Annotated in this window: 15 protein-coding genes; 1 reads left to right on the forward strand and 14 read right to left on the reverse strand. The window is 51.2% G+C overall.

Annotation, left to right across the window (positions count from 1 at the left end):
• Nucleotide 1: 1 nt before the first annotated feature.
• Nucleotides 2-1,795, reverse strand: coding sequence for a sensor histidine kinase (locus LAJLEIBI_RS15435; protein ID WP_006443066.1), 1,794 nt, complete (start codon nt 1,793-1,795; stop codon nt 2-4).
• Nucleotides 1,796-1,945: 150 nt separating this feature from the next.
• On the opposite strand from LAJLEIBI_RS15435, the gene LAJLEIBI_RS15440 reads away from it, so the two are divergent.
• Nucleotides 1,946-4,432 carry a vWA domain-containing protein gene (locus LAJLEIBI_RS15440; protein WP_006443068.1) on the forward strand — a complete coding sequence of 829 codons (2,487 nt, stop codon included), beginning with the start codon at nt 1,946-1,948 and terminating at the stop codon, nt 4,430-4,432.
• Between the two features lie 108 nt (nt 4,433-4,540).
• Here LAJLEIBI_RS15440 and LAJLEIBI_RS15445 read toward each other — a convergent pair whose 3' ends face one another.
• The 13 genes from LAJLEIBI_RS15445 to LAJLEIBI_RS15505 form a co-directional block, all read right to left on the reverse strand.
• Complete coding sequence (locus LAJLEIBI_RS15445; protein ID WP_147570483.1) at nt 4,541-5,995, reverse strand: winged helix-turn-helix domain-containing protein; 1,455 nt, start codon at nt 5,993-5,995, stop codon at nt 4,541-4,543.
• A gap of 52 nt (nt 5,996-6,047) precedes the next feature.
• The gene (locus LAJLEIBI_RS15450) at nt 6,048-8,639 is read right to left on the reverse strand and encodes a hybrid sensor histidine kinase/response regulator (protein WP_040435005.1); all 2,592 of its coding nucleotides are present in this window, start codon (nt 8,637-8,639) and stop codon (nt 6,048-6,050) included.
• Nucleotides 8,640-8,671: 32 nt separating this feature from the next.
• Entirely contained in the window at nt 8,672-10,693 is a 2,022-nt protein-coding gene (locus LAJLEIBI_RS15455) for a 5'-nucleotidase C-terminal domain-containing protein (protein WP_243133341.1), read from the reverse strand.
• 219 nt (nt 10,694-10,912) lie between these two features.
• Nucleotides 10,913-11,929 carry a Gfo/Idh/MocA family protein gene (locus LAJLEIBI_RS15460; protein ID WP_006443072.1) on the reverse strand — a complete coding sequence of 339 codons (1,017 nt, stop codon included), beginning with the start codon at nt 11,927-11,929 and terminating at the stop codon, nt 10,913-10,915.
• Between the two features lie 104 nt (nt 11,930-12,033).
• On the reverse strand, nt 12,034-13,776 hold the full coding sequence (gene dhaL, locus LAJLEIBI_RS15465) for a dihydroxyacetone kinase subunit DhaL (RefSeq protein WP_006443073.1): 1,743 nt from the start codon (nt 13,774-13,776) through the stop codon (nt 12,034-12,036).
• Between the two features lie 25 nt (nt 13,777-13,801).
• A complete protein-coding gene (locus LAJLEIBI_RS15470; protein ID WP_006443074.1) occupies nt 13,802-14,365 on the reverse strand; it encodes an SIS domain-containing protein in 564 nt (187 codons plus the stop codon).
• 13 nt (nt 14,366-14,378) lie between these two features.
• A complete protein-coding gene (locus tag LAJLEIBI_RS15475; RefSeq protein WP_006443075.1) occupies nt 14,379-15,263 on the reverse strand; it encodes a sugar phosphate isomerase/epimerase family protein in 885 nt (294 codons plus the stop codon).
• 55 nt (nt 15,264-15,318) lie between these two features.
• The gene (locus LAJLEIBI_RS15480) at nt 15,319-16,320 is read right to left on the reverse strand and encodes an ABC transporter permease (protein ID WP_006443076.1); all 1,002 of its coding nucleotides are present in this window, start codon (nt 16,318-16,320) and stop codon (nt 15,319-15,321) included.
• Nucleotides 16,321-16,340: 20 nt separating this feature from the next.
• Nucleotides 16,341-17,822: a sugar ABC transporter ATP-binding protein gene (locus tag LAJLEIBI_RS15485; protein ID WP_006443077.1), complete on the reverse strand. Its 1,482-nt coding sequence runs from the start codon at nt 17,820-17,822 to the stop codon at nt 16,341-16,343.
• Nucleotides 17,823-17,906: 84 nt separating this feature from the next.
• The gene (locus LAJLEIBI_RS15490; protein WP_006443078.1) at nt 17,907-18,893 is read right to left on the reverse strand and encodes a substrate-binding domain-containing protein; all 987 of its coding nucleotides are present in this window, start codon (nt 18,891-18,893) and stop codon (nt 17,907-17,909) included.
• 128 nt (nt 18,894-19,021) lie between these two features.
• Complete coding sequence (locus LAJLEIBI_RS15495; protein ID WP_170254094.1) at nt 19,022-20,521, reverse strand: sugar ABC transporter ATP-binding protein; 1,500 nt, start codon at nt 20,519-20,521, stop codon at nt 19,022-19,024.
• The gene (locus tag LAJLEIBI_RS15500) at nt 20,415-21,464 is read right to left on the reverse strand and encodes a sensor histidine kinase (RefSeq protein WP_149301986.1); all 1,050 of its coding nucleotides are present in this window, start codon (nt 21,462-21,464) and stop codon (nt 20,415-20,417) included. The genes LAJLEIBI_RS15495 and LAJLEIBI_RS15500 overlap by 107 nt, the downstream gene beginning before the upstream one ends.
• A gap of 9 nt (nt 21,465-21,473) precedes the next feature.
• Nucleotides 21,474-23,048, reverse strand: coding sequence for a response regulator (locus tag LAJLEIBI_RS15505; protein ID WP_205689567.1), 1,575 nt, complete (start codon nt 23,046-23,048; stop codon nt 21,474-21,476).
• Nucleotides 23,049-23,085 lie beyond the last annotated feature (37 nt).

Consider the following 23,085-nt stretch of genomic DNA (forward strand, 5'->3'; position numbering starts at 1 on the left):
CCTACAGTACAATTATGATCCGGATCACTGTTCCCTCGCCCGGCGTACTTTCAATCGCTACTTCGCTGCCTTCCCTGCATATCATCTCGATTCTCTGCTTTACATTCAGAATGCCGATAGATTTGCGCTGCTTCTGTGAGCAACGTATCTCTTTATTCTCATCGAGACATTTCTGTATCCACGCTACCTTTTCTTTCTCTATGCCGCAGCCGTTGTCCTGTATGGCGATCACAAGACTGCCTTCCTCTCTGCGCGCGGACACTCTGACCTTCCACGGCGGCATCTTTGTCTTAAATGCATGGCTGAAACAGTTCTCCACAAGCGGCTGGAGTATCATCTTCGGAACGATCACGTCCTCCAGTCCGTAATCACATTCCAGCTCATCCTCCAGGTCATCTTCATATCTCATGCGCATAATATAGAGATAATTTTTCAGGTTCTGCCATTCCAGTTCAAACGCAACTTCATTGTTTCCCCACTTGATGCTGTAGCGGAACAGCTCCCCGAGGACAGCCAGGCTGTTTCCCATCATATAATAACCGTCTATCTCGCACTGCATACGCATATTTTCCAGCGTATTGTACAGAAAATGCGGGTTGATCTGGGCCTGCAGCGCTTTTATCTCCGCATCCTTCTGGGCCTGTTCATTGCGGACCTTCTCTTCCAGCACCTCATTCAGATGGGCCACCATGAGATTAAAGGAGCTGCCGATGCGGGATATCTCATCTGATTTGCCGTATTCCGGAATGAGCACATCAAAATGTCCTTCTCTTACCTTGCCCATCATGACGTCAACAACAACAAGGCGGTTCAGCATATTGCTGATGACAAGATATGTGATGATCCCCATCACCCCGAGGCACATAACGGTAATGAGCAGCACGCCTGTGACCATGTTAAAGATGTTGCTGTAAATGTCATCCCTTGAGAGAAGCGCGATATTGACCAGCCCTGTGTTCGGGCATACGGAATAAGACATCCTGTAGCTGGCGCCGTCTATGTACAGCTCTTCCGTGCCCCTGTCCTCCTTTATACGTTCCATAACACGTTTTTCTAGGCTTTTGTCTCTTTCCCCTGTATTGATCAGAATATTTTTTCGCCTGTCCGCCACGATCTTCGTGATCCCGGAATCGTCATTGCGCAGGCTCGTCACTTCCATAAGCCTGTTGATATCCACATCCGTCTCCACAACACCTATCACATCCTTCGTCCCTATGGCATAGACCTTTTTGTAAATGGGAAGAACGTACACATTGGCATTGCCTACTTTGATGTGGTTAGTGTCCAGAGTGGAGAAGACAAGTTCCGACTCCCTGACAGCCCCGTATACAGCCCCCTGGGTATCCACCGTCACCTCGGCGTAATAAGGCTTCTCCTCCAGAGTCTTAAGGGGAAACTGCCAGTCAGCCTTCACCTGCCTATTCAGAGAATACAGTCCGATGTTGCCGAAAATATTTGAATACAGGTAACGGTTATTGATAAGCTCCTTCTGTACACTTGAAGTATAATAGTTGATCTCACGCTGGCTCAGTTCGTTCTTGTCGTTCATAAAATAGGAAAACTCCTGCCGGTAGAACAGCTCGTCCAGCATGACGTCGGCATCTGACAGTGTCTCATCTATCCTGCCCTGCATACTGCCAAGCACAGAGGCAAGTTTCCCGTCCGCCGTCTCCATGGAGGTCTTCTGATACATCTGTATATATATGATGCATATGATAAATATCGGAACGAGAAGCAAAAGCATCGTCGCTATCGTCATCTTCCATACCATGCTTACCCCATAACGTTTCTTCATTCCTTCACCCCTCTCCGGCTTTCTCCATCTTTTTCCAGTATAACACACCCGCAGGAGAGATAACAGAGCCGCGGGACAGAGTATGGGTGTTTCTGTGATTCACAGGATGCTTTCTTTTTCAATATTATAATATGGAATGGAGGTATTAATATGTCAACTACAAAATCACCCTGTCCTTACCAAGGTCCCGGAAAGCAAAATCCGGCGAACATTGGAGGTTATGATATAATTCGTCCCACAGAAGATTCTGCTGACCCGGATTATTGGATCTCATCCGGGAATACAACCGTCTATGACGCCGGCTACGACACCGGCCAGGGCGGCCTCATCCATTTCAAGGACCGCCTCAGGATATCCAAAGGAGCCGCAGGGGAATGTACCGCGGCAGTTACACTGGAGGTGGAGGCAAGTCCTCTCGTATTTTCCTATTATCCGCCGCACTCGCTGGACGTCGTATTTGTACTGGATGTAACAGCAAGCATGATGGCGGGCGGAAGCCGCAAAATGGCTCTCGCCAAAAGGGCATTGAGCCAGACGATCCAACTTCTCTGGCGGCAGAATAAAGAGACCCGCGTCACCATTGTACCCTTTGCCAGAGATGCGTATGTCCCGCTTCCGGGGGGCGGGCTTTCCTACGATTACCTCGGCACTCTGTTCACATGGCGGCGATCTACTACAAGCGGCAACCGCATCGGTCAGATACTCGGCTACCGCAACGGCTCTTATGTATCAACGACGGACATTCCGGACTATATGACGCAGTCTGCGCCTATAGCGGCCAGCGCCGGGTTAAGTCTTTACAACTACTACAATTATTATAAAATACAATACTCTGATATTTTCGAGGACGACGGCGCCGCGCGTACAGACGCCGTGCTGGACCGCTATCTGTCGGAGATCTATATGCAGGATCCGGGAGCATACGCAGGCAGCTTCATACAGAACGTGGCCTCCGGCACCCCGCTGGACAGCACGCAGCTGCCATACAGCATGAATGATACCGGCTATGAAAATAATACGATTCTGGACAATTTGATCTGGGCTATCCCTTACGGGGAAGACACAAACACAGAGGCAGGGCTCAACGAAGCCTATACACTCTTCAACACGCCCGGTTTTGCCCAGTCAGACGACATTCTGCGCCGGGCGGTGATTTTGATCACGGACGGCCAGGCCAACCGCTCCGTCAATCCGGCTTATCCCGGTGTATACGCGGCACCCGGCAGTACGGACAGTGACTTTTTCCCCAGTGTACCCGGGGAACCATGGCGCTACTTTATGTACCTGCAGCAGACTGTAAACAGCCTTATTGCCGAGACTGCCGGCCGCTCTGCCACGTCAGAAGAACTCGTCCTGGCCTTAAGACGTGCATGGGAAACCGCGGAAAAAATAAAAGATCCTGCCGGCGGCAACGCTACTGTCTTCGTGCTCGGCATAGAGATCGACGCCCAGACGCCCGGCCCATACACACGGGATGATGTACTCAACATCATGCGTACGATCGCATCCACCGGCTCCTATCTCCACGAAGCCGCTGAGAACGGTTCCGACAATCCTATCATCGAAGAACTGGAACGTCTGGCCGGATACCTGCTCGTATTGACCGGCGGGCCGGAAGCGGTCATCACAGACACGATCAACACTGCGCTCTTTGAGTATGTCCCCGGCTCGATCCGCATTACCGGTGTACAGGATAAAATAATATTAAAGTCAAAAAACGCATCGGATATTACCGACCCGAATGACCCTGACTACACCGTATACACCAAACCTGCACTGCTTCCGGATATCAGTGATGCCAATGTGCAAAACGGGGTCGTCACTGTAAGTCTTGGGACGATTCCGTATGCTCCGGCGTCACCCGACAGCCGCACACTGATCCGGCTCACCTACGAAATCAAGAACAAAGGGCCGGCCCATGGCTCTCACCTGCACACAAACAACGATCAGGAGACTCTGATCACATTTCGGGAGCCAAATCATCTTGACGCGGCCTCCGCTGTGCTCACGTATGACAATCCGCCCCGGATCCTTCATTTTCATACCCCTGTAGTTTCCTGCCACTCAGACTTTACCGTGGAAAAGTATACAGGTACCGAGGCAGATAACACGATCTACAAGTCACTGTCCGTACCGGCCTGCAGCGATGTCTACTACCGTGTTGCTGTCCATAATTATACGAACACATCCCTGCGCTTTCCGCTTCTGTACGAAGTGCAGAATGTCAATACTCTTAAGGAGGCTCAGGCAAGTCCCAGCCGCCGCCTGCTGGCAGAAGATTTTACCGTTGCGGCGGGAGGCAGCCGGGAATTTACGTTCCAGTACAAAACAGACTGCAGTGACAGCGTTATCCCGGATTTTGCCGTACTGGAAACAGACACCGGCCCTCTTTATGACAATGCCGTTATCGAGGTGCAGGGAGGGACGTCATACTACACGGTACAGTACCTCAACCGCTGCACCGGAATGCGCATCTGCCCAGATGAGCTCGTGACAGGCGCAGATGCCTGTAAGCCGGTGGACGCCTGCAGCCATATACGCTGTCTTCCCTGCTGGAAATTTGTCAGCGCCTGTCCGTACAGGCTGGAGCCATGCAGCGGAGAAAATATAATAAAACTTTACTATATTCCCAGATAGACAGAAAAAACCGCGATCTCCAAAAGGGATCGCGGTTTTTGACTCTGCCGGCCAAAACGCGGCCGTGATCTGCAGCAGTATATGTCCTCCCCGTTCTGCCCGGGGGGATCATTTCCATAATGCGGTTCCGTCATACACGCCGGCCGCGGCCTCATAATATCCCAGCCGCCTGCACTCCTCGATCACGAGACGGTAGATCTTGTCAAACAGGCGGGCAGCCTTTTCAGGGAACTTCCCGCGGTCTCCTTCTGAAAGTGTCTCGATCACTTCGATACACTGCTCATGAATCTCGCAGTTCACAGCCGTTTTTTCCGTATTCAGCAGTCCTGGTATACTGCGGCCGATCCGGAAGTTTTTCTGCAGAAGCATATAGATGGCGTTGAATGCGTCGATCTCTATATGTCTCGTTATGACATCCAGAAGAACGGCCGGCGTGCGTTCATACAGATATTCTTCATTCCACAGGCGCTCTATTTCTTCCTTTACCGTCTGCAGCTCTGACCGGGTAATACTGCCGGCCGCGCAGGCAGCGGCGCCTTCTGCAGTCAGCGCCAGCAACTCCAGTGTGTCCAGATAACGCCGGACATGGTATGCGATCAAATGAGGCGGCACATGAACTTTTCCGATATCGATCCGGTCCATCTCCACAAAGATCCCATTGCCGCGGACCGTCTTCACAACACCCCACTCCTGCAGGATCTGTACCGCCTTCAGCGTTGTGTCAACACTGACGCCATATATATTCTGAAGCTCTTTATGTGGCGGAAGCCTGTCTCCCCGCTTATAACGGCCGGCTGATATCAGTCCGATGATATCCATGTACACTGCAGAATACCTCACATCAGCCCCCTGCAGCAGTCTTTCAAGCTGTTTTCTGCCAAGAAGGACGGCTGAGTCCGCAGCAACCTCAAATGCGGGGCTGTCTCCATCTGCCAGTCCGTACATGCCGGACATGTCGTCAAAACGGACGCTCTCCGGATCGCCCCCTGCTTCAAGGGTTTTCATGAATTCCTTAAGCTGTGTATAATATCTTGCCCTGATTTTACCGTCATCGTGCAGCGGTCTTAGGTCAGACAGCCCAAGACCGTCTACCGCCTGTAAGATCAGTGCGTTTTCATTTCGTAAAACAAAAAACCTTATAAAGCGTTTGGACAATTTCCAAAACTCGGACGCATTATCAATATCCATATTTTCCAGAATTTTGCGCGGTATTTCCAGATCTTTCTTTTTACAAAGAGAAATTCCGTTTTTGATCACCGGATAACAGAGCAGTACCCCCGTCTTCAGCACATCATTTGTGATCTCAGTATCGATCCTCTGCAACGCCTTAGCTGTCGCGGTATGTCCCGCGCTTGTGCGGGCCGCTACAACCGGCCGCTTCCTCTTAGATGTTTCAATATATCCTTTTTCCTCCAGCATGGCCAGCGCACGACGTACGGTTTTTTCTGAGGTTCCAAATTCCAGACACAGGTCAGCCCGGGAAGAAAGACTTGTACCCGGCGGCAGCAGTCCGCTTTCTATTTTATTTTTTATGATACGGAAAACTCTCTCATACATCAACATATCGTATTCCAAATTAGCTCTGCCTTCTTTCATCCTGTTTCTTCTTGTCCGTCTACGGACGCTCGGACTGCCCCGTTCTTTTTTCCCGCTCTGCCAGTGAATCCGCGTAAGCTTTTGTAATATCGTTCATGACAAAAGGTTTGGCGATATGCGCATTCATACCGCTGTCCAGACACTTTTGAACATCCTCACGGAAAGAATTTGCCGTCATCGCAATGATAATGATATCCTGCGCATCCGCGCGGGGAAGCGCGCGGATAGCCCGGGTTGCGCTGTAGCCGTCCATAACCGGCATCTGAATATCCATGAGGATCAGATCAAAGAACCCCTCCGGCGCCTCTGAAAACCGCTCAACCGCCTCCCGGCCGTTTTGGGCCGTGGTGACGGCCGCTCCCGCCTCCGTGAGCAGGGAGACCGCTATATACAGATTGATTTCATTATCCTCTGCTGCCAGAATCTGCACATTGTCCAGCATGGTCTGCTGTTGTGCATCGGCGTTATTTATGTTTTGTCCTGTCAGTCTGGCCATGAGTCCGGCTATGTCCGAATGAAATACAGGCCGGCACAGAGTTGCGTCGGCGCCGCACAATGAGGCCGCGTCGTCCAGTTCATCCTGGTCCCTCCCCGTCAGAACGACTTTAAGACGGTCATTTCGGGCTGCCTGGCGGATATTTGATATCAAAGCCGGCATATCCTCAGAAAAATCCCACTTTACAAAACAAAATTCATACGGACTGCCATGTTCCGCTGCCGCCTGTATCCTGTCCAAAACGGTCTCTGCATCGGTTGTCGAATCAACCTGAAACTGCTCTTTTTCCAGCACGACGGCAAGATGAGTCTCCAGTTCCACGATCTGATTTATGATCAGGACCGGCTGCCCGTCCCCGCAAGGTTCCACGATCTCACTTTCGTTTTCCGGCTCATAGGAAAAGGGCAGATCGACCGTAAATACGCTTCCGGCGCCGATCTCGCTCGAGACAGTGACGGAACCTCCCATCATCTGCACAAAGTTCTTCGTGATCGGCAGGCCGAGTCCGGTTCCGCCGTATTCCCTGACAATTCCGCTGTTTTCCTGTGTAAACGCTTCAAAAACACGCTCCAGATTCTCCGGTGCGATCCCGCGTCCGGTATCTCTGACCTCAAAACGAAGCCATATCCCGTTCTCATCACGCTGCAGTTCCTCTACATTCAGACTAACATATCCGTGAGCAGGTGTAAACTTCAAAGCATTGGAAAGCAGGTTGGTCAGAATCTGATTCAGACGGAGCGCATCGCCGGTCAGATACTCTTCCAGCTCACCGTATAAGAAAATCTGGAAATCGATCTGCTTGTTTTTTGCCTGTACGAGGAACACTGTCGTCAAGGTCCGCAAAAGGCGTCCCAGATCAAACCTTTCAGGGTGCAGCTCGATCTTACCGCTCTCGATCTTGGACATATCCAAAATGTCGTTGATCAGGGAGAGAAGGTGGGCGGAGGAGAGCGTGATCTTGTCGAGGCAGTTGCGCATCCTGTCCGGCTCTTCTATATGATGCTTCCCCAGCTCGACCATGCCCATGATGCCGTTGAGAGGGGTGCGGATCTCATGAGACATCTGAGACAGGAAATCACTTTTTGCCCGGTTTGCGGTCTCCGCCCGTTCTTTTTCCGTGCGAAGCAGCTCACTGCTGCGTTTTTCACTGCGCCTTAACAGTAAAAAGAATGTGAGGACTGTTGCAAGAATGATGAAAAAGATTCCTACGCCTACTATCACGATAAAGCGGCTCAAATATACGATCTGATCGTTTACCGTCTCGTATGCCATACTTGTGACCATATACCAGTCTGTCCCATGAACGGGCACATAATAAAGATACTCATGGTGGTCTCCAACGGACAAAAGTGTTATTCCGCTTTCCCCCGCTTCAATTGCAGAACGAAAGGACTTCAGATCATAACCCTCGTCAAACTCCGCCTGCTGTTCATAGATAGAAAACAGATTGGATCCGTACAAAACTGTCTCTGAAAAGATGCTTTTAATGACAAAGTCTCCGTTTTTCGTCACAATATTAGAGTGGGAGTTCGTCTGTTTCTCGCCGTCGAGACCGAGCCTCGAACCTATGTCGGAAGTCTGAATCCCAATGATCACGGCAACAAGCTTCCCGTCCTTAAATGGTGCGGGAGACATGGAAGTCCCCAACAGAATCGTATCGCTTTCCCAGATCGTTTCATTGACAGAGAGCAGCTCCCCGGAGCCCTCCAGTAACCGGTCCAGATCAGAGATCTTGGACATGGCCGGAATCGTACCGTCGGGAGAATAGGCGATCCCCTTGTCGCTGATGGCCGCGATATGTGTGAAACCGTTATTTTCCTGCGCCTGCGCCAGAAAATGTTTCAGACTCTCTTCATCCTTCAGGTCGTTCTCCGATACTGCGCCGGCGATGGTACGGATCTGGGAGAACTGGCTGTCCAGATTCGTCTGGAAATGACTGCTGACTTGTGCCGCCATCTCCTGCAGGTACACTTTACTTATGTTTGTCACTGTCCGCTCCGATACTTTTTGATATACGGCAGCCGCAGACACGCACAGAACTGCGGCCATAAGAAGCAGCACAGAAACAAAAGCAGATATTTTGTGCTCTTTATACTTTTTCTTGTCAGTATCCAATAATATCCATCCTTTCCGCACAGGAAACTTCTCTAATCATCCTGTGCCAGATCCCGGATCCTTCCCTCCATCTGAGCGTCCACAGCAGTATCTCTGTGCTGTTCAAAATACAGCGCCATGGCGTCGCGGTATGTCAGTCCCGTCTCTTTTATAAGTGTCACACTGCCCTTTGGAACAGTATCATCATAGTAATTGAGCATCGTATACCCGTCGCCGTTTCCCTCTGCATAACTTCTCAGGCCGGCCATATAGTCTGTCACAGCAATCTGGCAGCGGGTGTCCGCATCCACTTCTGTCCCATCAGACAATGTCACACTTACGATCCGGCTTCCGGCCGGCCTTGTGCTGTCAAAAGTATACTGAAGTCCTGAGACCTGTAGGAACCGGCCGCCGGGGAACTCCTCCGAACAGGTAGACACACTGTTCTCCAGCATCTCCCACACAGTTTCCCCATCCATCTCAAGCACAATGATCTTATTGTCAAACGGACACACTGCGGCAATGTCCCCGCCGTAGACGACTCCTTCAAAAAAACTGGCCCGTATCCCTCCGCCGTTGACGACCGCGATCGGGGCTCCGGATGCCCCGGCAACACAATCTGCTATAAAATTGCCGATCTCGGTCTCGCCCAGCCGTATATTAAAATTCTGGAGCAGCAGATCATGGCTCACCTCGCCAATGACCGTGAAATCATACGACAGTTTATCCTCACCTTCATAATTGTATTGATCTACTGCCTGTAAGGCTTCCTCCACCGAACATTTTCCGTTCATGATGTTTCTCACACAGCCGCCAAAATATTCCACCGTTTTGCCCGGAAACAGTACATTGTAGATATATCCCGACTCCACATATTCCTCTACGCCTCCTGGGATCGATTCCTTCGGCTGCTCGTGGTCGCGCAGGCAGGACGTGCCCCCGCCCAGATCCGCGATCAGGGCATCCTGTCCCTCCTGCGTCGAGAGCAGCTCCAGAATCCGCCGGCACGCCTCCTGTTTTTCTTCGCCCGTGTTCTTGTTGATCCCCATGAGCGCAGAAGGCGCAAACAGAAACCATGGCTCATTTCCTTTATCGCTGAAAAACGGAAGCATCCGGTATGTATATGCTGTACCGGTCCCTTCTTTTACCGCTTTCTCATTGTCTGCAACGCATTCATAATATAGTGCGGAATCCCCGAAAGCGGCGGCAAGGGTGCCGTCCACAAGACGCTCCTGGCAGAGGATGGAATTGCGCTGACGGCCGACCGCTGCAGGATCCATAACACCTGCATTTACAAAAGAATCGGACAATGAAAAGCTCTGTTCCCAGACACCGGAAAAGGCTGCCTCTTTATTTTTAAAATCTGCCAGCCATTTTACGCCCTCAACCGTCCCGAGAAAATCCGGCACCATGCACCCAACGTAGAACATGCCCACTGACGTGTTATAGTCACTCATAATACTAAAATTTATGTCGTCCTCACCGACCCCGATCCCTTTTTCCCGCATTTCGGAGAGAGCCGACACAAGTTCCGTGTTATTTGCGGGCAGAGACAGTCCCGCCTGCTCAAACAGTGTTTCGTTGACCACATATCCGCTGTACACCCCGGGAAGCGGAATCAGATACGTTTTTCCATTTTGTTTCCAGGCATTCATGATCGTGCCGTCATACGCCTCGCTCGCCTTTGTGTCACTGAGATCGAGCAGATATTCCTGTACCATAGTTGAATCAGGCTGCGGGGTGAACACCAGGTCCGGTCCTACACCTTTTTCAAGACGCCGGATCTGCTCGCTGGAATAGGGCGATATTTCTACCTGCAGATCAATGTCATCATAGGTGGACTCCACCAGGTCCTCCACTTCCTTAAAATTATTGGAATAAAGAATTTTAATTACTGTCTTTTCCCTGTTCTCCTGCCGGCTGCAGCCTGAAGCTGCCCCCAATATCATGGCTGCACTTAATATACATGCAATTCCCCTGGATACACTGCGTTTCATATCGCTCTCCCTTTCTTTCTGCGCGCCGCACCGGCCGCTTTGCCGGTCCGCCGCGGCGCGCCCTTTGAATATACTCAAATCTGTTTGGCTGACCGGGTCAAACAGATCGGTCATTTCTTGGAACCTTATCCATATTATTATAAGGCAAAATATGGTACTTTGCAATAAAAAACGCCGATTCCGGACGCCGATGCATTTTGCCATGCCTTTTTAACAGCGGACGCAGGACAAAAAAACAGCGCTGGATATTTATATTCAAATATCCAGCGCCTGCCCTCATATTTTATTCAGTATGTCTCACCGTTTCGCCCGGCACGCCGCGTCTTCAAACGCCCGGTCCAGAATGCGGGCGTTCTGCACTGTCTCCTCCATGGATACGAGCGGTTTCTCCCCGTCCAGTATACATCTGCCAAATTGTTCTGCTTCCAGCATATAATTATCCGGACACATTACGATGTATTCCGTCTTAACCTCGTCCAGAACCTCCACATTATCCACATAAGCGCCTGTGGAGACTGTAAACTTGCTTACATTTCTGCAGTTGAAATTACACGGAACTTCGATCCGCCCCTTTTCTCCAACCACAGCATAATATCCCCTCGCGTAAGAATTGAGAGAAGAGTAGCCTGCCGCCTGTGTGCCGTCATCGTACTTGAGCAGGAATGTATTGCTTACATCCACCCCGTGCCTTTCGTCCATCTCGGCAAACGCCTTGACACATTCCGGTTCCTTCCCGAGCAGGTAGCTTATGACACTGACATTGTAGCAGGCCATATCATAAAAAGCGCCCCCTCCCAGGTTCCTGTCCATCCTTATGTTGGACATGTCCGTAAGTACATCCGTCAGATGGGATTCCATATACTTCACCTTCCCTACCGCGCCTTCCTCTATGAGCTCCTTGACCTTATTTACAAGGGGGCTGTGGCGGTAGGCAAACGCCTCCATGAGCAGCACGCCGTTCTCCCGGCATATCTCAAACATCCTCTTGGCCTCTTCCTCATTCATGGCGATCGGTTTCTCACACAAAATGTGCTTACCGGCCCTGGCGGCCTTTTCCACCCACTCAAAGTGCATCGAATTCGGGAGCGGTATGTACACGGCCTCCACCTGATCATCCTCCAGCAGCTTCTCATAACTGTCATAAGCCTTCTCCGCTCCAAACAGTCTTTGGAACTCTTTTGCCTTGGCACTTCCCCGGCTTACAACGGCATACAGCCTGGCGTTATCCGCCTGGAGCAGCCCGGGTATCATTCTTATTCTGGCAATTCCGGCACAGCCGAGAACGCCCCAGTTCACCATTTTACCCATCATCATCTCCTGCCTTTCCTCGTTGGGGTTTGTTGGGGACGGGGGAAAATTAATTTTCCCCCGTCCCCAACCTCGTTTTCCCCTGTCCCCAATTTTATTTCAGGGTGTCCCTATCTGCCTTCTACAAATTCTCTCATGCCCTGGAAGATGAGCCAGACGGAAGTGGCTCCTGCATCCTGGTGGCCGATGGCCCGCTCCATAAGTGATTTCGCTCTCCCGAATCTGGCGATATACTTTTTCGTATCTTCCATGCCTTGTCTTGCTGCCTCTTCCGCGGCGTTCAGCATATCCAAAAGGCTGCCGGATGCCTCCCGCTCCATCGCTTCTACTGCGGGAGCCAGCGCGTCTACCATCGTCTTGTCTCCCACTTCTGCTTTCCCGCGCTCCTGGATCGCGAGAAGACTCTTTCTTTCCATCGCCGCCAGATCGGCTGCCGTCAGCTCTTCTTTGGGCTCCATGTCTTTTGCTCCAGCCAGGTAAAGGCTTCCGAAGATGACGCCGGACGCCCCGCCCATGGACATGAGCATGGCTTTCCCCGCCGCCTCGAACAGTGCATAGACATTTGTTGCGTCCTGCATCTGAAGCAGCTTTTTCTTCGCCTTCTGCATACCTCCCGCCATGCCGATGCCGTGGTCACCGTCGCCGATCACGCTGTCGATCTCTGTGAGATACGGTTTGGCGGCAATGATCTTATCTGCGATGTACAAAAGCATGTTTCTTGCGTCGGCAGCATTCAGCCTGTCAAGCACCCCTTCTTTGCTTCTTACGATAACAGCCTCGTCAACGTCTGTCTCGTCAAACTCCGGCTCTTCTTCCTCTTCACCGTCGTCCGCCGCGCTCACGGCGCCGGTCAGTTCCCCTTTCGCATAGTACGGGGAATAGCACGGCGCATCATAAAACTGCTTCAGTTCCTCGTCCAGCTTTAATATGGTGATGGAGAATCCTCCCATCTCCATACATGTACAGTACGTCTTCACTTCCGCGTCGTGCACCTTCAGCCCGTCCGCCGCCATCCGCCTGTGCAGGTCATAATACACGATGTTCAGCTCCAGCAGCGGTGTGGAGCCAAGCCCGTTCACAAGGACCGCGACTTCATCTCCCGTCTTCAGGTCCATCTCTGCTTTCAGCTCTTCATACATCCTGTCCACAAGCTCATCCGCCGGCTTCATCTTCGTGCGTTCGATCCCCGGTTCGCCGTGGAGTCCCATGCCGAACTCCACCTCGTCCTCCGGCAGTTCAAAGGTAGGCTTGTCATTGCCCGGCAGCGTTCCCGGAGATGTGGCAAGCCCGATCGTATTGATATTGTCCCTCGCCTTTTCGGCGATGCGCACGACTTCGTCAAACGCAAGGCCGGCATCGCATGCCGCCCCGGCGGTCTTAATGACGAAGACATCCCCCGCGATGCCACGGCGGTCGGTGATCCTCTCTTTCGGCGCGGAAGCGCAGTCGTCCCATACGCGCACATGCGCGGTCTGAATACCGTCCGCCCTGCACAGTTCTTCCGCCATGTCAAAATTCAGATTGTCCCCGGCGTAACATCCGTAGATGAATAAAACACCCTTCCCCTGATCCACCGCTTTCGCCGTCTCATAGATCAGCTCCGGGTTCGGGGAGGCGCATATGTTGCCGCAGGCGACTCCATCTGCCAGCCCGGCGCCGCAGTATCCGGAGAACAGCGGCTCGTGTCCGCTTCCGCCGCCGATGACGAGGGCAACCTTGTCTTTCCTGTGGCCCTTGTACATAAATGCATTGTATTCCCCGATTTTTTTATAATAGCGCCTGTACGCGGACAGGTAGCCGGCAAGCATCTCTTCCACGACATTTGACACATCCGCATTTAATATCTTTTTCATGGCACCCTTTCCTCCTTCTTATCCTTTACTCCACATTCCTGTGCCGCCCGGACATCTTCTCAAACGTCAGTCCCGGCGTCTCGTCCACGATCGTCATAACGATCATATCAAACAGGATGAGCAGACACTGTTCAAACAGATTGCCCATCGGCTGGAAGGACGCGACCACATCATCTGTCCCCCTGTACACCGCCGCCGGCACAAAAAACACTTTGTCCGCCACGTGCTGTGCCGTACGCCCGCTCGGCGATCCGGTCACCACATATATGAACGCCCCGGCTTCCTTTGCCCGCTCACAGATATAGTTGATATGCCCGATGCAGCCGTCTCCCAGCGTCGCTATGAGCAGGTCGCCCTCCCCGATGGAAGGCGTCGTGTCGTCCCAGATCCAGTGGATCTCCTTGCCCATATGCATGAGCCGCATGGCAAATGCTCTCGTCGCCATCCCCTCTCGTCCGACTCCTATGAGAAAAATGCGTCCGTGCTTTTTCACTTCCTCAATGAACGCCCGCATCCCCGCTTCATCCAGCTTTTCAAACACCTGTCTGTACTCGGAAAGAATCCGTTCATACATCTCTTTATATTCCATATGTAAGCCTCCTTTATCCAAGCTCTCTGTGAAGGTAGTCCATCGTCTTTTTCATGCCGTCATAGACCGCGTCGTCCTCTTCTTCAAATATTGTGACAACTTCCAGATACTGCATGACATCGTCAAGCCCAGCGTCCGCCGTGGCTCGTTTTATCAGTTCCGGCGTTACGATCCCTTCTTTTGTAAAGTCCCAGTGGCGGTCCCACTGACCGTCTGTCTGCTGCAGATGGATGGAGCCGATGTAAGGAGCGCACGTATGGAACCACAGCTCAATGTCCGCCTCCTCTTTAAGCAGCGGTCTAAAGAGCGCATGCCCCCAGTCCACCAGAAGCCTGACCGGAATATCCGTTCCTTCCAAGTCCTTCATCATCCTGACCGATGCCTCCGGGCTGTGGGGAAATTCTGTTATGAGAGGGGTCGCCTCGATATGTATCTCCTCTATCCCTTTCTCTTTCCCGTAGGAGGCCAGACGTCTTACATAATCGAGCATTTCTTCGTACAATGCTTCCCGCCTGGCAGGATCTAACGCGTCATCGTATGACATTCCGCCCACCGGCGTCCCCATCACCTTTGCCCCCATGACTGCCGTCAGGTCAATGGCCCGTTTGAAGAAGAGAAACGCCGCCTCCCTCTGCTCCTTCGACGGGGCGAGAAAATGCCCGTAGGAATAAGAGGCCAGCCCGCCGAACGTGGCGTCTATATGCACGCCGGCTTTTGCAAATGCGTCTCTGTAGCGCAGCGCCAATACGTCTCTTAATTCTTCCGGCCACCACGGATCGATCAGGTCCCATGTAAACTGTACGTGATCCGTGCCAAAGTCATTTTTACACATGAGAGCCAGCTTTTCCGGATCCATAAAACGCTTTACGGCAAATGACAGATTTAATCCCAGTTTCATATTTTATTCTCCTTTCCGGACATGGACCGCCTCTGTGCGTAAGTCCATGCGATCATTAACCAAGCTTTATTTTTCTCTGCTTTCTCTCCCGCATGATCTCGGAGATAGAGCTGAAGGATATGGCGATAACAACTACGATACCGCTGACCGCTGACTGCCAGTAGACATTTACACCGAACAGTACGATCATGTTCTGAATGATACTGATAATGGCCGCGCCTATGAGAGCGCCCGCCGGGTTACCGATGCCGCCTGTCAGCGAGACACCGCCGATGACAGATGCTGCGATAGAGTTCATCGGCCAGTTCTCACCGATGGCTGACTGTGAGGAACCGAGCCGCGCCACGTACAGGATACCTGCAAGAGATGAGATGAGGCCGACAATGGAGTATATCATCACTCTGATTTTGTCCACCTTGATCCCGAGGATCTTGGCAGCCTCACGGCTGTTGCCGATCGCGTAAATGTAACGTCCTGTTTTTGTCTTCTTTACCATAAATATAATAAGGATGAGAACTGCCACACAGAACACGAACGGAAATGGGACCGGACCGAGGTTCCCTTTGCCGAGTATGTAGATATCCCCCGGAATTCCCGTGATCGCCTTTCCTTTTGTAAGTACAAGGTTGATGCCTCCGTACACTCCCTGCATACCGATCGTGGCTACCATAGAATTCAGTCTTAACTTTGTGATGATCAGACCGTTGATACAGCCGAACACAAGGCCGAGCAGAAGCGCCAGCGCCAGTGAGAGCCACGGGTTAAATCCGTAATTGACCATCATCATACCTGCGAGAATACCGCACAGCGACGCTATCTTTCCGACGGACAGATCCAGCTCTCCGATGAGCAGAAGCAGTGACTGGGCAATACCGATCATTCCGATGAATGCCAAATCTCTGATGAGAGACTGCAGGTTATATATATCCAGAAAATACGGAGAAGCTACACTCGCAATAATGATCATCAGCAGCAGTACGACGCCGATCGCTGTCATATTACTTTTCTTCAACGCATTTACGAAGACGTTGTTTGTCTTTGTTTTCTCTTTATTCATAATAAACGACTCCTCTTTCTCTAAGAATTTACTCCAATAATAGCACTCAGGATTGCTTCTTTATCCGCCTCTGCGTCATACTCTCCGGCCTTTTTCCCTTCGTACAGCGCAATGATCCTGTTGGAGCACTTTTTTATCTCCTCCATCTCCGACGATATGAGGATGATCCCGATCCCTTTATCCTCTGCCAGTTCTTTCATGAGGCGGTATATCTCTGCTTTTGTCCCGACGTCGATCCCCTTCGTCGGTTCATCAAACACAAGCACCTTCGGACTGCAGCACATAGAGCGTCCGATTATGACTTTCTGCTGGTTGCCGCCGCTTAAGAACTGTATCTCCTTCTCTGCGTCCGGCGTCTTGACATCATATGTATCAATGATCCTGCCCGCAAGCTCGTCTTCTTTTCTTTTAGATATGCTGAAACCGCTTTTCAGGTCTTCGAGAGCGGAGACGGAAATGTTCTCACGGATGGACAGCACCGGGAGGATCCCCTGTTTCTTCCGCTCCTCCGGCAGATAAATGAACCCGTGGTTCACAGAATAATTCGTATCTCCCAGCTTCCAGTCCTCGCCGTCCAGCTTTACACTGCCGGAATAAACAGGAAGGTAACCGAAGATCGCCTGCATCAGTTCGCTTCTCCCAGCGCCTACCAGGCCTGAAAAACCTAATATCTCTCCTTTTTTCAAGGTAAAACTTACATCCGTGAACCGCTCTCCCGTCAGTTTGTTCACTTCGAGAAGCACTTCATCTGTGACCTTGTCAGAATAAAAGACCTGCTCCTGGTCGAGCTCCCGTCCTGTCATCTGCCGGATCACCCACGGTATATCTATCTCTTCCAATTTGGAATAAGCAACTTTTTTTCCATTCCGGAACACTGTCAGCACATCGCCGAGGGCAAATATCTCTTCCAGCTTATGGGAAATGAATATGATCGCTTTGTTTTCTGCTTTAATTTCTTTTACAATGTCAAATAATATCTGTGTATCACTCGTTGTAAGACTTGTCGTCGGTTCGTCCAGCATCAGCACTTCATAATCCTCATGGACGGCTGCTCTTGCGATCTGGAGCAGCTGCTGCGCGGAGACGGATATATCTTTTACAAGATCGTCCGGTTTAACCGGAATGCGGAACTTTTCAAGCAGCGGAACCGCTTTTTTCTCAAGTTCTTTCTGGTTTACAATTCCTTTCAGGCCGGATCTCTCATATGGCAGGAACAGGTTCTCGGCGACGGACATATAGCCGAACAGATCTATCTCCTGCGGCACATATGCCACTTTGTCAAAAAGCACTTTGTTCTTCAGCGCATCCTCACCGCCGATCAGAACCTGACCTTCCTCCGGCTCATATACTCCTGTCAGACACTTGATAAGTGTACTTTTCCCCGCTCCGTTCTCACCGATGACACAGTGGATCTCTCCTGGCTCAAAGGATACATCTACCGAATCAAGGGCGACGACGCCCGGGAATAATTTCGTGATATTTTGTGCCTCTAATACTTTCATAGACATGCTCCTTTTAAAAAAACGAAGGGCGAGTAACTTGAATTAATCCAGTCACAAGCCCCCCGTTTTTAGTCATTCTGATTGTTATTCACTTACAGTTTTGATCCATTCGTCGATGTTTGTCTCATCGATGTATGCGATACCTGTGTCAACCTTCTGCGGAATTTCGATTCCGATGGACTGCTGCCACATCATCAGCACTGCCATAGAGCCCTGCATCTGCGGTATTGTGGAAGATGTCGCTGAGATAGTGCCGCTCTTAACGTAGTCCAGAATCTCAATGAGGTTATCCATTGCCACGAATGTGACATCACCGGCTTTTCCAGCTTCCTCGATGGCTGCCGCCACACCGGAACCGCAGGCGTCACAGTTCAGATATCCTTTCAGGTCCGGATTGGCCGCAAGAACCGCCGCCGCCTGGGACTGTGCTTCTTCTACGTTGTCGTTGTCGATACCGCCGTCGATCACTTCGATATTCGGATATTTCTTCAGTGCGTCCAGATGCGCCTGATATCTTTCTGCATGGTTTGGAGCGGAAGGGAATCCCTGCATTACTGCAACTTTTCCTTTTTCCCCGATAAGCTCTGCAAGTTTGTCTGCCGCGATAGTCGCCTGCTCTTTAAAGTCGTTGCCCACGCTTGTAAGTCCGCTGCCTTCCGGTGACGGAGCGTCAAAGAGCACGACCGGGATACCCTGGGACTGGATCTCTTCGATGACCGCCTTGCTTCCTTCATAGTCTACAGGGTCGACCGCGATGCCGTCCGGCTTTGTTGCGGCCGCCTGCTCCATAACAGAATTCTGCTCTGCCACATCAGACTTGGATGGCGCGCGGTAGTCGATCTTGACTTCTACGCCGAGCTGGTCAGACAGTGCGTCAGCCTGAAGCTGCGCGCCTTTGTTGACTTCATCAAACCAGGCATGCACACATTTAGGTACAACAACAAATGTCAGGTCCTCACCTTTTTTCGCCTCTCCTCCGGCGTCTTTTTTGGACTCGCCGGAGTTACATCCTACGAGCATTGCAGTAACCATAACTGCTGCCAGCAGAACCGATAAAACTTTCTTTTTCATTTACATTTCCTCCTTTATGCTAGTTCTTTCCCTCTTGGAATGGTTTTATTATACATGGAGGAAAATCAGAATCCAATGTGACAGGATTTAGATTAAGTGTGAACATTTTAAGGCATTTGCCGCAGCCTCTAATCAAGGCTTATGATCTTGTCGGAGATGTCCTCCACATACTCCTCCCTGGACTTCAGGATGATCACGGCAGTTCCTCTGTTGGCAAACTTTTTGATGTAAGATTTCACGATCGATACCCCGTATACGTCGCACTGGGCAAAGGGCTCAAACAGGACGAGCACCTTCGGATTGTAGATGTACCAGCGCTCACAGGTGACGCTTATGAGGTCGTTCACCTCCAGGCTGCCCGCCTCCATGTCTGGCAGCACGGCGTCGCTGTCCATATTCTGTTTCAGCATCTTCGATATGCGCCCGGACGACGCAATATACTCTACGGATGATATTTTCCCGAGAGAAGGCAGGAGCAGGTTCTGCCCCGCGGACATACGGGTGAACACTTCCTCCTTGCTCCCCATATGCATGACAGACACGACCTTGCCGTGCACGAAGCCGCTGAAATCACCGGAGGCGTACTCCTGCGAGTCGACGATGCAGTAAGTATCTCTTCCGGCCTGGCGCCCGGAAAGCAGCAGAAACAGCCTCTCCTTTTCTTTGCTATCCAGCACAAGAAAGGTGACTACCTCTCCCCTCGAAAAGTTGAAGTCACCTTTTCTGCCGTCCTTAAGCTTTAGCCCCCTGACACGGTATACCGTCTTTTTTTCTTCGCTCTGCTCCAGTGTATAGCTGTCCATATGTTTCTTTTTGGATTTGATCGTGCTGCCGAGCAGAAACTTTTCCAGGTGCGCGCCGTCCTGTATATAATCCTTCCTGCACTTTTTCACGATCCGTCCCTTTTTCATAATGATATATTTATCCGACAGGATGGACAGCACCATATCGGAATGGCTGTTTACAATGACTGCCAGGCTGCCTTTTGCAAGCTGCTTCATGACACGGGCAAATTCTCCGATGGATTCCGGACGCATTCCCTCGAATTCGTCTTCCACAATGACGATCCGCACCCCGTGCCTTCTCGCTTTTACCATGTCGGCGATCCTTTTTTCCAGTTCGGTCAGATCTTTCAGTTTCCGGGAGACGTCGAAGGGAATGCCTAGTTCCTTAAAATACGCATCCGTCTCCTCCTCCAGAAGCCGTCTTTTCCAGAGCATCTGAAACCAGCCTGAATCTACGAGCCCTATGTATTCTGCCACCGTCCAGTCGTCTATCGTGTAGTTGGATGCCGCTATGCGGTACACTTTGCCCGCCAGTTCTTCCTGGTCGGACATCTTCACCCCGTCCACGTAAATGTTAAAATCCTGGATATCTGCCTCCGCCTCTTTGCTCAGCAGGCGGACGAGCAGATCTTTTCCCGAGTACGTAAGCCCGAGGAAGCCGACGCTCTCCCCCTCCAGAATGCACATGGAGATATTTTCCAGCCTCCGGTTGCCGGCATACGTATAGTTCAAATTGTTAATCCGCAGTATTTCTTTCTTCATCTTCCAAGCCACCGCCTCTCTCATATCCGGCCGGCACAGTGATCTCCACATCCGTCCCCTGGCCGACGGTACTGTATACATTTACCCCGTACTCCTCCCCGAAAAGCAGCTGGATCCTCTTGTGGATATTCGGAAGCGCGATCCCTGTGTTCCGCTGTCTGCTGCCGCCGTCATAAAGCTGCATATCCTGCGACTTGATCCTGGCGTTCAGTTCTTTCAGTTCACCGCTTTCGATCCCTTTTCCATTGTCGGATATGGTGACGATGAGGTTGCTTTCCGTGACGATGACTTCAATTATCACTTTTCCTCCTTCCAGCTTCTCTTCCAGACCGTGGAAGATGGCATTTTCCACAACGGGCTGGATGATCAGTCTCGGAATGAGGAAGTCATATGCCGCCTCATCCTCCTCATCAATAATGATCTCCATGGAAAAACGGTTGTTGAAGCGGTAGCGCTGTATGAGCATATAGTTGTTAATATTGGCAAATTCGTCACGCAGCGTGACTAGATTGCCTTTTCCGCTGATGCTGTACCGGAAAAATGCCGCCAGCGCCTCCACCATCCTGGCGATCTCTATATTGTCGTCCATCAGCGCCTGCCCCCGGATAGACTCAAGCGTGTTGTAGAGAAAATGCGGGTTGATCTGGCTCTGGAGCTCAGTGAGCTCTGGCTGCTTGTCAAAGATCTTTGCGGAACTCTTGCGCGTCCGCTGATTGGCGTATCTGTCCGCAAGGCGTTCTATCTGTCCCATATACGGGACGCGCCCCGCCGCCTGCCTGAGCTCTTCCTCTACATTTTCATCCGTTGTACCGTCTTTCTGCGTGAAGCCGTCCAGTGTCTCTGCAAAGTTTTTAACAGGGATATAGACAGCCGCCGCCAGATAGACTAACATTCCGGTCTGGATGAGGATAACTGCCGGAATCATTTCCGGGGCATATCCATTTCTTTCCACTATAATAAAAAGAAGGAGCAGGAAGACAATTTCACTTAATATTACCGTTCTCAATCTTCTGACCAGTTTCATATTCTCCTCCTAAGAATGCAGCTTGCGATACAGCGCCGGTTTCACACCGACTACTTTTGCGAATGTCTGGCTGAAATATCGGGAGTCTTTATATCCGACGCGCTCTCCGATGGCCGCAATCGTCTCATTTGAGCTGCAGAGCATCTCCTTCGCCTTCTCCATGCGCACGTTCATGAGATAAGCGCTGAAGTTCATGCCCGCTTCTTTTTTGAACAGTACGCTGAAATAGACCGGGTTCAGCCCGATGACTTCCGCGATATCTTCCAGCACGATCTTTTCGTTGTAGTGCTCGTCAATGTACTGCTTTGCCTGGCGGACGGGCTTTACCGACTCGTCCTCCGCAGCCGCCCGGTTCATGTCAAGATAACTGCCAAGCTCGGTCTTAAGCAGGTTCTTAAGCTGTGTGATGGAATAACAGTGCTGACAGCTGCCGCCAAGCCTTTTTCTCAACTGGCGCGACTCTTCCTGGTGGAGATCCATGTAACCGAAGAAAAGGTCGATCAGTTCCTCCGCAGCGGTATAGCATCCGGAGAAGTCAATGTCATCGCGCAGCATGAAGCTGCTGAATATCTGGTTGAGACACTGCTCCATATTCTCTCTTGAATACACTTCCAGGCTGGCCAGGAAGCTTTCCCGGTACCGCTCCACCGGATTTTCGTCCGTATTGTCTACTCCCCGCGCCGCGGCCTCTGCGTAGATGAGCCGCCCGGTCCCCATTTTAATACGGTTTCCGACCGCCCGGTTTGCCTCCCTGATGGAAAACCGGATCCCTGCAAAGTCCGTCCGCTCTGTGCCGACGCCGATCGTCACCTCATACTGCTCGAAACCTATGAGATACTCTTTTATCTCCGAGAGGATGTCATTGATGCTGTTTTTGATCAGCTTGGCTCTGCTGTAATCATAGTTAAACAGACAGTAGATGTGCAGGTTCTCCTTTTCACATATGAGCACTTCCTCGGACACTTCTTTCAGTATCCCCTCCACGATCGTGACAATGCGCTCCACCGTCAGCCGGTCCTGCTTCCGGTCGCTCTTACTGTAATCCACATAATCAAGCTTGATGTCGATCCCCCGGTAGACCTCCCCCTCAAGGGCGACTCTCGCATCCTCCACCTCGTCCGCGTCTTCCTGCTCAATAATATTTTTCAGAAAGTCACGCTTGATGATCTGCCGGCTCTGCGTCACCTTCTCCTGCAGCTCCTGCCTCTCCTTTATCTGGTGCTCCTTCTGCAGGAATTCCTTATGTATTTTCTTCAACACTTTATTCAGCTCATCTTCACTGATCGGCTTCAGCAGATAGTCGTCCACCCCGTACTGAAGCGCCCGGTGCGCGTACTCGAATTCTTTATACCCGCTGATCACGACAAACTTGATGTCTCTGCTTATCTCCCGCGTCATGCAGATCAGATCAAGGCCGCTCAGCTTCGGCATACGGATATCTGTGATAACAATGTCCGGCCTCTTTTCCTTGATGATCTGGAACGCAGTCTCCCCATTATCCACGGCATCCACAAATTCCATATCATACTCGTCCCACTTGATCAGCTTCCTGATCAACATTCCAATCCTAAATTCATCGTCCACAATCAGTACACGCCATTTTCTATTCTGCATCCCTTAC

Source organism: [Clostridium] hylemonae DSM 15053, from assembly GCF_008281175.1.
Lineage (GTDB): Bacteria > Bacillota > Clostridia > Lachnospirales > Lachnospiraceae > Extibacter > Extibacter hylemonae.